Origin of the sequence: Erwinia sorbitola (assembly GCF_009738185.1) — a bacterium.
GTDB classification, from domain to species: Bacteria; Pseudomonadota; Gammaproteobacteria; order Enterobacterales; family Enterobacteriaceae; genus Erwinia; species Erwinia sorbitola.
Genome location: NZ_CP046509.1, coordinates 4,387,809 through 4,401,297, shown reverse-complemented (window position 1 = coordinate 4,401,297; position 13,489 = coordinate 4,387,809). Strand labels below are relative to the sequence as shown.

The following is a 13,489-nucleotide window of genomic DNA, read 5'->3' as shown; positions in this document are numbered from 1 at the left end:
ACGAATGACATTAACGCCGCTATTAACCGCCAGTCTGGAGACCGCGCTTAACCATCTGCTGTACCGCGATCGTGGCCTGAAGGCGGCGCGTCAGCGTCTCAACGGACGCAGCCTGGCAATCGTTCTGGCTGAACTTAAGCAGCCGCTCATCTTTATCTTCAGTGAACAGCAGGTTGACGTCATTGGTGAATGGAGTGATACACCGGATTGTACGGTAAAAACGCGCTTTGCCACGCTGTCAAAACTGCGTGACCGCCAGCAGCTCACTTCGCTTATTCGCAGCGGTGAACTGGAGGTAGAAGGCGATCTGCAAGTGGTGCAGCAGTTTTCCGCCCTGCTGGATCTGGCTGAACTGGATCCGGCTGAGTATCTGGCTCCCTGGACGGGTGATATCGCCGCTCAGGGTATCACTCAATTTGCCCGCCGTGGTTTTAACGCAGTTCGCCGCGATGTGCAGCGTAAGCAGAGCTATCTGTCGCAAACGCTGACGGAAGAGTGGCGTCTGGCTCCTGGTTCGCTTGAGCTTGCCTGGTTTGCAGAAGAAGTCGATGCGCTCACCCGCTCACTGGATGCGCTGGATGCTCGCCTCAGCCAGTTGGAGACCAAATGACCTTCGGTGAACTACGTCGTCTTTACCTGATTATTCGCGTTTTCCTCAGCTACGGGCTGGATGAACTGATTCCCAAAATGCGCCTGACTCTGCCACTGCGGTTGGGGCGGAAATGCCTGTTCTGGATGCCAAATCGCCATAAAGATAAACCGCTTGGCGAGCGCTTACGACTGGCGCTGGAACAGTTAGGGCCAGTATGGATTAAATTTGGTCAGATGATGTCGACGCGCCGGGATCTGTTTCCGCCGTTGATCGCCGATCAGTTAGCCATGTTGCAGGATCGTGTTGCGCCATTTGATGGTGCTAAAGCACTCAAGCTGATTGAGCAGTCGCTGGGTGCGCCTATCGACACTCAGTTCGATGACTTTAATATTGTCCCACTGGCCTCGGCCTCTATTGCTCAGGTTCACACAGCAACGCTAAAAGAGAATGGCCGTGAAGTGGTGATCAAAGTGATCCGTCCGGACATTCTGCCGGTAATCAAAGCAGATATGCGGCTGATCTACCGTCTTGCCCGCTGGGTGCCGCGCCTGCTCCCTGATGGTCGCCGCCTGCGTCCACGTGAAGTGGTGGCCGACTATGAAAAAACACTGCTCGACGAGTTGAATCTGCTGCGCGAAGCCGCGAATGCCATCCAGCTAAGACGCAACTTCGACCAGAGCCGGATGCTGTATGTACCGGAAATCTATTCGGACTATTGCAGCGAAAATATGCTGGTGATGGAGCGTATTTACGGTATTCCGATCTCCGACGTGGTCACGCTGGAACAGCACGGCGTAAATATGAAGCTGCTGGCTGAACGCGGTGTTCAGGTGTTCTTTACCCAGGTGTTCCGTGACAGCTTTTTCCATGCTGATATGCATCCGGGTAACATTTTCGTCAGCTATGAACACCCGGAAGATCCACAATATATCGGCATTGACTGCGGCATTGTTGGTTCGTTGAATAAAGAAGATAAGCGCTATCTGGCCGAAAACTTTATCGCCTTCTTCAATCGTGATTATCGCAAGGTAGCCGAGCTACACGTTGATTCTGGCTGGGTACCGCCGGATACCAATGTGGAAGATTTTGAATTCGCCATTCGCACCGTGTGTGAGCCGATTTTCGAAAAACCGCTGGCAGAAATTTCATTTGGGCATGTGCTGCTTAACCTGTTTAACACGGCACGTCGCTTTAATATGGAAGTTCAGCCTCAGCTGGTACTATTGCAGAAAACTCTGCTCTATGTAGAAGGCGTAGGCCGCCAGCTCTATCCGCAGCTGGATTTGTGGAAAACGGCTAAACCATTCCTTGAAGAGTGGATTAAAGATCAGGTAGGTATTCCTGCCATCGTACGTGCGCTGAAAGAGAAAGCGCCGTTCTGGGCAGAAAAATTGCCGGAGCTGCCGGAGCTGTTTTATGACAGCCTGCGTCAGCATAAGCAGTTGCGGCACAGCGTGGATCGGCTGGCTAACGATCTGAAAGGAGAGCGCGCAAAGCAGCATCAATCGCGTTATCTGTTTGGCGTCGGGGCAACATTACTGCTTAGTGGCACAGCGATTCTGCTGTCGCGCCCTGAATGGGATATGCTCTCTGCGGGCCTGATGGCAGCAGGGGCCGTAGCCTGGCTGGTTGGCTGGCGCAGAACAAACTGATTGTCATGAAAGGTAAATAGACAGTTTATTGCGCAGGGGGTGTGGTTTCCGCATCGTAACTAAGCCGTAAGCTGTTATATACTCGAAACCCGCATCAATTATTGATATCAGAGGTAATAATGGGTGGCATTACACTTCCACACTTGTTGATCATCGCCGTACTGGTGGTTCTGTTGTTCGGTACCAAGAAACTGCGTTCGTTGGGTTCCGATCTCGGTTCGTCAATCAAAGGCTTTAAAAAAGCGATGAGTGATGAAGATGACAAAGAGAAAGACAAAGCGAATGCTAACGATGCTGATTTCAATGCCAAACTGGCTGACCAACAGCATACAGAAGCGAAGAAAGAAGACGTCAAGAACGACAAGGTATAATCCGTGTTCGACATAGGCTTTAGTGAGCTGGTACTGGTATTCGTTATAGGCCTGGTGGTACTGGGCCCGCAACGTTTACCCGTAGCAGTCAGAACTGTGATGGGCTGGATTCGGGCGCTGCGTTCTCTGGCAACCAGCGTACAGAACGAGCTGGCCCAGGAGCTGAAGCTTCAGGAGCTGCAAGATGGCCTGAAGAAAATCGAGCAGGCCAGCAAAGACAGTCTCTCTCCTGAGCTGAAAGCGTCGGTAGAGGAGCTGAAGCAAACAGCTGATTCCATGAAGCGCTCTTACCTGGGCGAAAATGAAAAAGCTGATGACGAAGCGCATACTATTCACAATCCGTTAGTGAAAGATCCGCAGGAATCGCATGATGGTGTAACGCCAGCGGCTGCGGATCATCATGCCAGCGCTCCGGCACAGACTCCTGTAACGGTAACGCAGTCCGCCTCTTCGCCTCAGCCCGATCGTAACGAGCCGCCAGCACCTGCTGCTCCGCGTGCATCCGTACCCCCTGGACAAACAAGCGATGAACGTTAAACATGGCTGTTGATGATACCCAACCGCTAATCAGTCATCTGATTGAGCTTCGTAAACGCCTGCTGAACAGCATCATCGCTGTTCTGGTTATTTTTCTCTGTCTGGTCTATTTCTCTAACGACATTTACCACATCGTCTCAGCGCCGCTGATCAAGCAATTACCGGCCGGGGCCAGCATGATAGCCACGGACGTGGCATCGCCGTTCTTTACGCCGATTAAGCTGACGATCATCGTCTCGCTGTTTCTTTCCGTGCCGGTAATCCTCTACCAGGTCTGGGCATTTGTGGCTCCTGCGCTCTATCGCCATGAGCGCAAGCTGGTTATGCCGCTGCTGTTTTCCAGTTCATTCCTATTCTACCTGGGGATGGCTTTCGCCTACTTTATTGTGTTCCCGCTGGCGTTTGGTTTCTTTGCCAAGACCGCGCCACAGGGGGTACAGATTGCCACCGACATTAATAACTATCTCGATTTCGTGATGACGTTGTTTATGGCGTTTGGTGTGTCTTTCGAAGTACCGATTGCCATTGTTCTGCTGTGCTGGACAGGGGTGACAACGCCGGAAGATCTGCGTGAGAAGCGCCCTTATGTACTGGTTGGTGCGTTTGTAGTTGGTATGCTGCTGACACCGCCGGATATCTTCTCGCAGACGCTGCTGGCTATCCCGATGTACTGCCTGTTTGAATTAGGCGTCTTTGTTTCTCGCTTCTATGTTGGCAAAAACCGACGCGATGAAGATGACGATGAAGAGCAGGAATCAGAGTAGCGATACGCGAGCAGCTGCCGTTGGCAGAACAATCTGAATAAATTAACCGCCCGTCAGGGCGGTTACTGTATGGAAGAAACTATGTTTGATATAGGGGTAAACCTGACCAGCACGCAGTTCGCGAAAGATCGCGAGAAGGTGGTTAAACGTGCGCGTGAAGCGGGTGTCACCGGCATGTTGATTACTGGCACAAACGCGCTGGAAAGCCAGCAGGCTTGTAGTCTGGCACAGCAGCATCCGGGTTATTGCTGGTCAACCGCTGGCGTTCATCCTCACCATGCCAGCGAGTGGTCAGGTGAGACTGCCGCCACGCTGCGCCGTCTGGCAGAAAATGAACGGGTGGTGGCTATCGGGGAGTGTGGTCTTGATTTCAACCGCAATTTCTCTGAGCCGGAACAACAGGCTTATGCTTTTAATGCCCAGCTGGCTCTTGCCGCTGAATTGTCGCTGCCGGTATTTCTGCATTGCCGCGAGGCCCATGAGCGGTTTATTGAGATCCTCACGCCGTGGCTGCCGAAGCTACCTGCGGCGGTGCTGCACTGCTTTACCGGGACGCGTGACGAGCTGGAAGCCTGCCTGGCCCTGGGATTATCTATCGGTATTACCGGCTGGGTCTGCGATGAGCGCAGAGGGCAGGCGCTACGTGAAATGATGCCATTAATCCCGGCAGAGCGCCTGCTGCTGGAGACGGATGCGCCCTGGCTGCTGCCGCGAGATATGCATCCTCGTCCGGCATCGCGACGCAATGAACCCTGCTTTTTACCGCATATTGTGCAACAGGTAGCGCTATTGCGCGGGGAGGATGCTGACGAACTGGCAGAGAAAACGGCGCTGAATGCGCGGAAATTATTTCGTATCTGATTCTGCGACAGGCGCTATTGCTCCTGAATAAGGATGCGTTATAGCTTCTGAAACTGGCGGTTGCCCACGCTACGTACTACCTGCTTATTTAATAAGTTCAGAAGCAGCATCGACCGGGCTTCACCGTCCGGTTCGGAAAATATTGCCTGTAATCCTTCGAATGCCCCTTCGATAATAATCACTGCATCACCCGGCTGAGGAAGTTCACTGTCAGTGACGGCTTCAGTCGGATCGCTTTGCAAAGCAACAATGACATCCAGTGGAACAGTGGCAGGCTGATTACCAAAACGAACAAAATGGCTGACGCCACGCGTCGCGCTGATAGTCGTGGTATGGATAGATTCCGGGTCAAATTCAATAAACAGATAATTAGGGAATAACGGCTCATTCACCCGGGTACGTTTGCCACGAACCATTTTCTCTAAAGCAATCATCGGGCTGAGGCAATGCACAGCCTGGCGCTCAAGATGCTCTTTTGCGCGCAGTAACTGACCTCGTTTGCAGTAAAGTAAATACCAGGATTCCATAACATCGCTTTCCAATTATCTGGTCGATAAGGATAGCAAAATCGCTCTTAGAGATATAGCGAGATTGGCGGCATCAGTCCGTTTTCACCCACCGCCTGGTTAAGACAGTCAGTAATACGATAACTCTAAAATAGCAGTAATTATCGGATCGACGAGCTTCTTTTCTCTCATCTGCCCTCGGCACAATCAATCAGGCCTTATCCTTATTACTCCACACTGGTCAGCGGGACAGTAATAAGCCGGGCTAACGGGTTTTGCACTCCGCCAGCGGTTAAACTGAGTAACAAAACTTAGCCTGAGCGGTGGATCGGCACTATAATGGCCCTCTCACTGACCGTACTGATGGAAAGTCATGAAATACCACGACTTACGCGACTTCCTTTCTCTGCTTGAAAAGCGTGGGGAATTAAAACGCATCAAACACGAGATCGATCCCGATCTGGAAATGACCGAAATTGCCGACCGCACGCTGCGTGCCGGAGGCCCTGCGCTGCTGTTTGAAAATCCGAAGGGTTACAGTATGCCGGTTCTTTGCAATCTTTTTGGCACCCCGGATCGCGTGGCGCTGGGCATGGGCCAGGAGGATGTTAAAGCACTGCGTGACGTAGGCCGCCTGCTGGCATTCCTTAAAGAGCCGGAGCCGCCGCGTGGTTTCCGCGACTTCTTTGATAAAATGCCGCAGTGGAAGCAGGTGTTGAATATGCCAACCAAGCGGCTACGCAGCGCTCCTTGCCAGGAGCAAATCTGGCAGGGGGATGAGGTCGATTTGAGCCGTATTCCAGTAATGAAATGCTGGCCGGACGATGCTGCACCGCTGGTAACATGGGGCCTGACGGTGACCCGTGGACCGCTGAAAGAGCGGCAGAACCTGGGTATTTACCGCCAACAGGTTATCGGCAAGAACAAGCTGATTATGCGCTGGCTTTCTCATCGTGGCGGCGCGCTGGATTTCCAGGACTGGTGCCAGCAGCATCCGGGTGAACGTTTCCCTGTCTCTGTAGCGCTGGGCGCCGATCCGGCAACCATTCTTGCTGCGGTTACGCCAGTGCCTGATACGCTTTCGGAATATGCATTTGCCGGGCTGTTGCGCGGTACAAAAACGGAAGTGGTCAAGTGCGTCTCTAACGACCTGGAAGTGCCTGCCAGTGCTGAAATTGTGCTGGAAGGTTATATTGATCCGGGTGAGATGGCGCCGGAAGGTCCCTACGGTGACCACACCGGCTACTATAATGAAGTAGATGACTTCCCGGTGTTTACCATCACGCATATTACGCAGCGTCGTGATGCGATTTATCACTCTACTTTTACCGGGCGTCCACCGGATGAACCTGCGGTGCTGGGCGTGGCGTTAAATGAGGTCTTTGTGCCGATCCTGCAAAAGCAGTTTCCGGAAATTGTTGATTTCTATTTGCCACCGGAAGGGTGCTCATACCGCCTGGCCGTAGTGACGATTAAGAAACAGTATGCCGGGCACGCTAAACGCGTCATGATGGGCGTCTGGTCGTTCCTGCGTCAGTTCATGTATACCAAATTTGTTATCGTTTGCGATGATGACATTAATGCGCGTGACTGGAATGATGTTATCTGGGCAATTACCACGCGTATGGATCCGGCACGTGATACGGTTCTGATTGAAAATACGCCGATCGACTACCTCGATTTTGCCTCGCCGGTTTCCGGACTGGGGTCAAAAATGGGGCTGGATGCAACCAATAAATGGCCAGGTGAAACGCAGCGCGAATGGGGTACGCCGATCCGTAAGGATCCAGCCGTTACCGCTCGCATTGATGCGATTTGGGATGAGTTAGGCATCTTGAGTGATACACCGGCGCGCTGATGCGCTGGCGGTCAAACGATAATGACGACCCGACAGAGGGAACGCATGACAACCTTAAGCTGTAAAGTGACCTCAGTAGAGGCTATTACCGATACCGTGTACCGCGTACGTATGATTCCGGAAGCAGACTTCAGTTTCCGTGCGGGTCAGTATCTGATGGTGGTGATGGACGAGCGAGATAAGCGCCCTTTCTCGCTGGCATCAACGCCAATGGAAAAAGACATTATTGAACTGCATATCGGGGCTTCTGAACTCAACCTTTATGCGATGGCAGTGATGGAGCGTATCCAGCAGCAGCGCCAGATCACCGTGGATATTCCTCACGGGGAAGCATGGCTGCGTGAAGAGGGCGAGCGTCCTCTGGTGCTGATTGCTGGCGGCACAGGTTTCTCCTATGCACGCTCCATTCTGCTGACAGCCTTGTCACAGCAGCCAGACCGCCACATTGCCATCTATTGGGGCGGGCGTGAGCTGAAGCATCTGTACGATCTGGACGAATTAAATGCTCTGGCCATTAAGCATCACAACCTGAAAGTCATTCCGGTTGTTGAGCAGCCTGAAGAGGGTTTTACCGGACGTAACGGAACGGTTCTCACCGCCGTGATGCAAGATTATGGTTCTCTGGCTAACCATGATATCTACATTGCCGGTCGTTTCGAGATGGCCAAAATCGCTCGTGAACGCTTCTGTGCCGAACGTGGCGCACAGGAAGCTCGTATGTTTGGCGATGCTTTTGCCTTTATCTGACCTCTGGGGGCAGCCAGGCTGCCCCTTGTCTTCCCGGCCTGCATAAAAAAACCGCCCCTGACAGGCGGTAAATTTTAGCAATAGTCCTTCCAGGTCAACGTATTAAAGACGTTCGAATACTGTTGCTATCCCCTGTCCCAGCCCTATGCACATCGTTGCCAGACCGAACTGTGTATCGCGTCGTTCCATCAGATTAAGCAGGGTTGTGCTGATACGTGCCCCTGAACATCCCAGCGGGTGGCCGAGTGCAATCGCACCGCCGTTCAGATTGACCTTTTCGTCGAGTTTATCCATCAGCCCCAGATCTTTAATACATGGCAGGGTTTGTGCAGCAAAAGCCTCGTTCAGTTCAAACACGCCGATATCGCTGATACTCAGGCCCGCCCGTTTCAGGGCAAGCTGCGATGCGGGAACCGGGCCGTACCCCATAATGGATGGATCGCAGCCCACTACCGCCATGGCACGAATGCGGGCGCGGGGTTTAAGGCCATACTCCAGCGCCAGTGACTCGCTCATGATCAGCATGGCGGCGGCACCATCGGAGAGAGCGGAACTACTCCCCGCCGTAACGGTGCCATTTACCGGATCAAATGCCGGGCGCAGCGCTGCCAGACTCTCTACTGTGGTCTCGGGGCGGATGACTTCATCCGTGTCATAGCGTTTTAATACGCCGTCAGCATCGTGCCCAGAGACAGCGACAATTTCACCGGCGAAATGACCTGCTTCCGTGGCGGCCCACGCGCGCTGATGGGAGCGGGCGGCGAACTGATCCTGCATCTCGCGGCTGATACCATGAATTTTAGCCAGCATTTCCGCCGTCAGCCCCATCATACCAGCGGCCTTCGCCACACTGCGGCTCAGACCGGGATGGAAGTCGACGCCATGATTCATTGGTACGTGCCCCATATGTTCGACGCCGCCAATCAGGCAGGAGCGGGCATCGCCCACCATAATGGCGCGTGCGGCATCATGCAGTGCCTGCATCGAAGAGCCACACAGGCGGTTGACGGTAGTGGCGGGCACCGTGTGGGGGATCTCTGCCAGTAATGCGGCATTACGCGCGATATTAAAACCCTGCTCCAGTGTCTGCTGCACGCAGCCCCAATAGATATCGTCCAGCGCTGTGGCATCCATAGCAGGGTTGCGGCTTAACAGGCTGCGCATCAGATGGGCGGAGAGATCCTCTGCCCGTACATGGCGAAATGCGCCGCCTTTCGAACGTCCCATCGGCGTGCGAATGGCATCAACGATTACAACTTTTTCCATTTTGATTCCCTCACGCCGTTTTCAGCGATAAATCGTTCAGCGGTGCCGCCTGCGGATACCAGCTTCCGCCCTGCGTCGCTTTGTCACGTAACCCTGCGGGCACCTGATAGAGTGCGCCAAGAGGGGAGAAAGGTTCGGCCTGAGCAACAAAACGGTCGCTGCCAACCGTATCCAGATAGCGGAAGGCGCCACCGTGGAATGGCGGGAAACCCAGGCCGTATACCAGCGCCATATCGGCTTCTGCCGGGCTGGCGATCACGCCCTCTTCCAGGCAGCGAACCACTTCATTAATCATCGGGATCATCATGCGGGCGACAATCTCTTCGTCACTGAATACCCGTCCAGGCTGACACACGCTTTGCAGCAGACGATCGGTTTCGCTATCCGTTACTTTTTTGGCTTTGCCTTTGCTGTCGGTCTCCCAGCGCCAGAAGCCCTGCTGATTTTTCTGGCCGTAACGTTTGGCTTCAAACAGGACGTCAATGGCATCACGATAATCTTTCTTCATACGCTGCGGAAAACCATCAGCCATCACCTGCTGTGCGTGATGCGCAGTATCGATTCCTACCACATCCAGCAGCCATGATGGCCCCATTGGCCAGCCGAACTGCTTTTCCATCACTTTATCAATCTGGCGGAAGTCAGCACCGTCGCGCAGCAGCAGACTGAATCCGGCGAAGTAGGGAAACAGTACGCGATTAACAAAGAATCCGGGGCAGTCGTTGACTACAATCGGTGTCTTACCCATTTTGCTGGCCCATGCCACAACTTTAGCGATGGTGCTGTCAGCGGTTTTCTCACCGCGAATGACCTCAACTAACGGCATTCGTGGTACCGGGTTAAAGAAATGCATACCGCAGAAGTTTTCCGGGCGAGTCAAAGCTTTAGCCAGCAGGCTGATAGGAATGGTGGATGTGTTGGAGGCAAGGACAGCGTCCGGGCGGATATGGCTTTCTGTCTCAGCCAGCACGGCTGCCTTGACCTGCGGATTCTCAACTACGGCTTCTACCACCACATCGACCCGGTCAAAACCGGCGTAGTGCAGCGTTGGCTGTATAGTGCCGATCACGCCAGCGAGTTTCAGACCATCGATCTTGCCGCGGGCCAGCAACTTATTCAGCAACTTCGCCGCCTCACCCATCCCCAGCGTCAGCGATGTTTCACTGATATCTTTCATGATCACCGGTACGCCTTTCCAGGCCGACTGATAAGCGATACCGCCGCCCATAATACCGGCGCCCAGCACGGCGGCCTGTTTCGGGGCTTCAACGTCGCGGGTCAGTTTCTTCGCTTTGGCTTTTACTGCCTGATCGTTGAGGAAAATACCTACGAGGGCTCGGGCTTCATCGGATCGCGCCAGCGGGACAAATGCCGCTGTTTCCAGTTTCAGCGCTTCATCACGGCCCAGACGGGCGGCGGCTTCAATAGTTTTCACAGCGGTCAGCGGCGCCGGATAGTGCTTCCCGGCGGTCTGCATCACCATCGCTTTGGCCGTGGTGAAGCTCATTGCACCTTCAATGCGGCTCAGTTTTAACGGCTCCAGCTTACACTGGCGACGTTCACGCCAGGGCTGACGGCCAGAGATGGCATCTTTCAGCACGGATAACGCCGCGCCATGTAATTTCTCTACCGCCACGACGGCATCCACCAGGCCCACTTTAAGCGCCTGAGTACCATCAATATCTTTACCTGCTGCGATAATCTCCAGCGCACTATCGGCACCCAGCAGCCTCGGCAGGCGAACAGAGCCGCCGAAGCCTGGCATAATGCCCAGCTTCGTTTCCGGCAGGCCAATACGCGTATCAGCAGTAGCAATACGGAAATCTGTAGCCAGCACACACTCACAGCCGCCACCCAGTGCATAACCACTAATGGCAGAGACGGTCGGAACCGGCAGATCCTCCAGGCGATTGAAAATACTGTTGGCAAAGGCCAGCCACTGCGTCAGCTTTTCTTCCGGCGCGTTAAACAACGAGAGGAATTCTGTGATATCTGCACCGACGATAAACGCAGCCTTGCGAGAAGTCAGCAATACACCGCGCAGTGAGGGTTGTCGTTCCAGCACTGTGAGAGCTTCACCGAGGCTGGCAACCGTCCGGGTATCCAGCTTGTTCACCGAGCCGGGCGCATCAAAAACCAGCTCGGCTATGCCGTCTTCCAGCCAGTCGAGGGAAAGGGTTTCGCCTTGGTAGAGCATATCTGTCTCCTGAGCTGCGATAAGAAGGGATCTGGTCATACCAGATGATCGTGAGTGTGGGAGCGATGTTAATTATTTGCAAATGATACGTTGTCGATTTGCAAACAAGATCACAACTGCGGCAAAACGCCATACCCCTGCCGGCTGTGGTAAGATGCCGATAATTTCGTAATCACGGAGACAGGATAATGGAGTCACTCGTTACGCTTTATCAGCAGCATGTGAAAACGTTACAGCAGCGTGCACAGCAAGTGCTGGCGCGGCATAATCTTGATGGGATGCTGATTCATTCCGGGGAATTACTGACGGTATTTCTCGACGATCACACCTATCCCTTCAAGGTAAACCCTCAGTTCAAAGCATGGGTGCCAGTCACTCAGGTGCCTAACTGCTGGCTGTGGATAGATGGCGTTAACAAGCCGAAACTGTGGTTCTATTCTCCGGTTGATTACTGGCATAACGTTGAGCCTTTACCGCATAGCTTTTGGACGGGTGAGATCGATATCATCGGCCTGAAGAGTGCCGATGATATTGCGCAGCAGCTGCCTGCACAGCGTGAAAATATTGCCTATATCGGGCCGGTGCCAGCTCGGGCAACTCAGCTTGGATTTAGTGCCGGAGCGATTAACCCACAGGGTGTGATCGATTTCCTGCATTATCACCGCGCTTACAAAACGAATTATGAGCTGCACTGTATGCGTCAGGCGCAAAAGATCGCCGTCACCGGTCATCGAGCGGCGAAAGAAGCATTCCTGTCCGGTATGAGCGAGTTCGATATTAATGTCGCTTATCTCAGTGCTACCGGCCATCGCGATACCGATGTTCCTTATGGCAATATTATTGCGCTTAACGAACATGCTGCGGTACTGCACTACACTAAACTTGATCACCAAACTCCAGAGCAACGCCGCAGCTTCCTGATCGATGCGGGGGCAGAGTATAACGGCTATGCCGCCGACCTGACCCGCAGCTATGCGGCCAGTGATAAAAGTGAATATGCTCAGTTGATCAAGGATATGAACGCGGAAGAACTGGCGCTGATTGCGACGATGAAAGCATGCGTGCGTTATACCGAATATCATCAGCAGATGCATTTTCGTATCGCCAGCCTCTTGCTGAAACACCAGTTAGTGCAGGGCATTAGCGCGGAAGCGATGATTAAAGAAGATATTACCGGGCCCTTTATGCCTCATGGTATCGGTCATCCGCTGGGCTTGCAGGTACATGATGTTGCAGGCTTTATGCAGGATGACCAGGGTACGCATCTGGCTGCGCCTGCGCAGTACCCGTACCTGCGCTGTACCCGTATGCTGGAGCCGGGCATGGTGTTAACTATTGAACCAGGTATCTACTTTATCGACTCACTGTTAGCGCCGTGGCGTGCAGGTAAGTTCAGTCACTATTTTGACTGGGCGAAAATCGATGCGCTGAAGCCTTATGGCGGTATCCGTATTGAAGATAACGTTGTGATTCACGCTAACGGCGTAGAAAACATGACGCGCGACCTGCATCTTGCCTGATGGACGCTTACGATATTCCGGCTGATAAATTATTCAGCTTTAGCGAAGAGATTAAGAAAAGCCGCTTTATCACGCAACTGGCGCATACCGAGGGCGTGGAGGCGGCGCGTGGCTTTGTACAAGAGATCAAGCAGCAGCACCCGACCGCCCGGCATCACTGCTGGGCATTCGTTGCCGGGCCTCCCGATGATTCGCAACAGCTGGGGTTCTCTGATGATGGGGAACCGTCCGGCACCGCTGGAAAACCAATGCTGGCCCAGTTGATGGGTAACAACATTGGCGAAATTACAGCGGTGGTTGTGCGCTATTATGGGGGAATTCAGCTGGGAACGGGGGGGCTGGTTAAAGCCTATGGCGGGGGTGTACAGCAGGCGCTGCGGTTACTGCCTCGTCAGGTCAAAGTTCCGATGCTGCATTTCAGCCTTATCTGTGATTATGCACAGCTGGGCGATATTGAACGTATGGTGGCGCGTTTTGATGGTCAACTGCTTAATACTGAGTACCAGCAGAACATCACTCTACACCTTGCACTGCCTCATGCGCAGGTAGCGGGGTTCAGGCAAAATCTGTCAGACTTAAGTCGGGGCGCATTGCAATTAGCCTCGCTCAAATAACAAT

General features: G+C 53.5%; 13 protein-coding genes. 10 read left to right on the top strand and 3 right to left on the bottom strand.

Annotated features, from left to right (window positions below):
• The first annotated feature begins 4 nt into the window (after positions 1–4).
• From ubiJ to tatD, 6 genes are all read left to right on the top strand, one after another.
• Positions 5–610, top strand: a complete 606-nt coding sequence (ubiJ, locus tag GN242_RS19935) for a ubiquinone biosynthesis protein UbiJ (protein WP_154754511.1) — start codon at positions 5–7, stop codon at positions 608–610.
• Positions 607–2,244, top strand: a complete 1,638-nt coding sequence (gene ubiB / locus GN242_RS19930) for a ubiquinone biosynthesis regulatory protein kinase UbiB (RefSeq protein ID WP_154754512.1) — start codon at positions 607–609, stop codon at positions 2,242–2,244. Before ubiJ ends, ubiB begins: the two co-directional genes overlap by 4 nt.
• Positions 2,245–2,363: 119 nt before the next feature.
• Positions 2,364–2,615 (top strand): twin-arginine translocase TatA/TatE family subunit, encoded by a 252-nt coding sequence (gene tatA, locus GN242_RS19925; protein WP_062748656.1) that lies wholly within the window; start codon positions 2,364–2,366, stop codon positions 2,613–2,615.
• 3 nt (positions 2,616–2,618) lie between these two features.
• Positions 2,619–3,152 (top strand): Sec-independent protein translocase protein TatB, encoded by a 534-nt coding sequence (tatB, locus tag GN242_RS19920; protein WP_156288089.1) that lies wholly within the window; start codon positions 2,619–2,621, stop codon positions 3,150–3,152.
• Between the two features lie 2 nt (positions 3,153–3,154).
• Positions 3,155–3,916 carry a Sec-independent protein translocase subunit TatC gene (tatC, locus tag GN242_RS19915; RefSeq protein ID WP_154754513.1) on the top strand — a complete coding sequence of 254 codons (762 nt, stop codon included), beginning with the start codon at positions 3,155–3,157 and terminating at the stop codon, positions 3,914–3,916.
• An 81-nt stretch (positions 3,917–3,997) separates the two neighbouring features.
• Positions 3,998–4,777, top strand: coding sequence for a 3'-5' ssDNA/RNA exonuclease TatD (gene tatD / locus GN242_RS19910; RefSeq protein ID WP_154754514.1), 780 nt, complete (start codon positions 3,998–4,000; stop codon positions 4,775–4,777).
• Between the two features lie 38 nt (positions 4,778–4,815).
• On the opposite strand, the gene rfaH is transcribed toward tatD, so the two are convergent.
• Positions 4,816–5,304 carry a transcription/translation regulatory transformer protein RfaH gene (rfaH, locus tag GN242_RS19905; RefSeq protein ID WP_154754515.1) on the bottom strand — a complete coding sequence of 163 codons (489 nt, stop codon included), beginning with the start codon at positions 5,302–5,304 and terminating at the stop codon, positions 4,816–4,818.
• A gap of 352 nt (positions 5,305–5,656) precedes the next feature.
• Between rfaH and ubiD the strand changes: the two genes are divergently transcribed.
• Positions 5,657–7,141: a 4-hydroxy-3-polyprenylbenzoate decarboxylase gene (gene ubiD, locus GN242_RS19900; RefSeq protein ID WP_154754516.1), complete on the top strand. Its 1,485-nt coding sequence runs from the start codon at positions 5,657–5,659 to the stop codon at positions 7,139–7,141.
• 45 nt (positions 7,142–7,186) lie between these two features.
• Positions 7,187–7,888 (top strand): NAD(P)H-flavin reductase, encoded by a 702-nt coding sequence (gene fre / locus GN242_RS19895; RefSeq protein ID WP_154754517.1) that lies wholly within the window; start codon positions 7,187–7,189, stop codon positions 7,886–7,888.
• 102 nt (positions 7,889–7,990) lie between these two features.
• On the opposite strand, the gene fadA is transcribed toward fre, so the two are convergent.
• Both fadA and fadB read right to left on the bottom strand, forming a co-directional pair.
• Entirely contained in the window at positions 7,991–9,154 is a 1,164-nt protein-coding gene (gene fadA, locus GN242_RS19890) for an acetyl-CoA C-acyltransferase FadA (protein ID WP_154754518.1), read from the bottom strand.
• Positions 9,155–9,164: 10 nt separating this feature from the next.
• Positions 9,165–11,351, bottom strand: coding sequence for a fatty acid oxidation complex subunit alpha FadB (gene fadB / locus GN242_RS19885; RefSeq protein ID WP_156288088.1), 2,187 nt, complete (start codon positions 11,349–11,351; stop codon positions 9,165–9,167).
• A 188-nt stretch (positions 11,352–11,539) separates the two neighbouring features.
• Between fadB and pepQ the strand changes: the two genes are divergently transcribed.
• Positions 11,540–12,871 carry a Xaa-Pro dipeptidase gene (pepQ, locus tag GN242_RS19880; RefSeq protein ID WP_156288087.1) on the top strand — a complete coding sequence of 444 codons (1,332 nt, stop codon included), beginning with the start codon at positions 11,540–11,542 and terminating at the stop codon, positions 12,869–12,871.
• Positions 12,871–13,485, top strand: coding sequence for an IMPACT family protein (locus tag GN242_RS19875; protein WP_156288086.1), 615 nt, complete (start codon positions 12,871–12,873; stop codon positions 13,483–13,485). Before pepQ ends, GN242_RS19875 begins: the two co-directional genes overlap by 1 nt.
• Positions 13,486–13,489 lie beyond the last annotated feature (4 nt).

What these genes read in the sequence shown, in the direction of transcription:
- fadB (WP_156288088.1), bottom strand. Translation starts at nt 11,351, where the DNA reads ATGCTCTACCAAGGCGAAACCCTTTCCCTCGACTGGCTGGAAGACGGC.
- pepQ (WP_156288087.1), top strand. Translation starts at nt 11,540, where the DNA reads ATGGAGTCACTCGTTACGCTTTATCAGCAGCATGTGAAAACGTTACAG.
- rfaH (WP_154754515.1), bottom strand. Translation starts at nt 5,304, where the DNA reads ATGGAATCCTGGTATTTACTTTACTGCAAACGAGGTCAGTTACTGCGC.
- fadA (WP_154754518.1), bottom strand. Translation starts at nt 9,154, where the DNA reads ATGGAAAAAGTTGTAATCGTTGATGCCATTCGCACGCCGATGGGACGT.
- tatA (WP_062748656.1), top strand. Translation starts at nt 2,364, where the DNA reads ATGGGTGGCATTACACTTCCACACTTGTTGATCATCGCCGTACTGGTG.
- tatC (WP_154754513.1), top strand. Translation starts at nt 3,155, where the DNA reads ATGGCTGTTGATGATACCCAACCGCTAATCAGTCATCTGATTGAGCTT.
- fre (WP_154754517.1), top strand. Translation starts at nt 7,187, where the DNA reads ATGACAACCTTAAGCTGTAAAGTGACCTCAGTAGAGGCTATTACCGAT.
- GN242_RS19875 (WP_156288086.1), top strand. Translation starts at nt 12,871, where the DNA reads ATGGACGCTTACGATATTCCGGCTGATAAATTATTCAGCTTTAGCGAA.
- ubiJ (WP_154754511.1), top strand. Translation starts at nt 5, where the DNA reads ATGACATTAACGCCGCTATTAACCGCCAGTCTGGAGACCGCGCTTAAC.
- tatD (WP_154754514.1), top strand. Translation starts at nt 3,998, where the DNA reads ATGTTTGATATAGGGGTAAACCTGACCAGCACGCAGTTCGCGAAAGAT.
- ubiB (WP_154754512.1), top strand. Translation starts at nt 607, where the DNA reads ATGACCTTCGGTGAACTACGTCGTCTTTACCTGATTATTCGCGTTTTC.
- ubiD (WP_154754516.1), top strand. Translation starts at nt 5,657, where the DNA reads ATGAAATACCACGACTTACGCGACTTCCTTTCTCTGCTTGAAAAGCGT.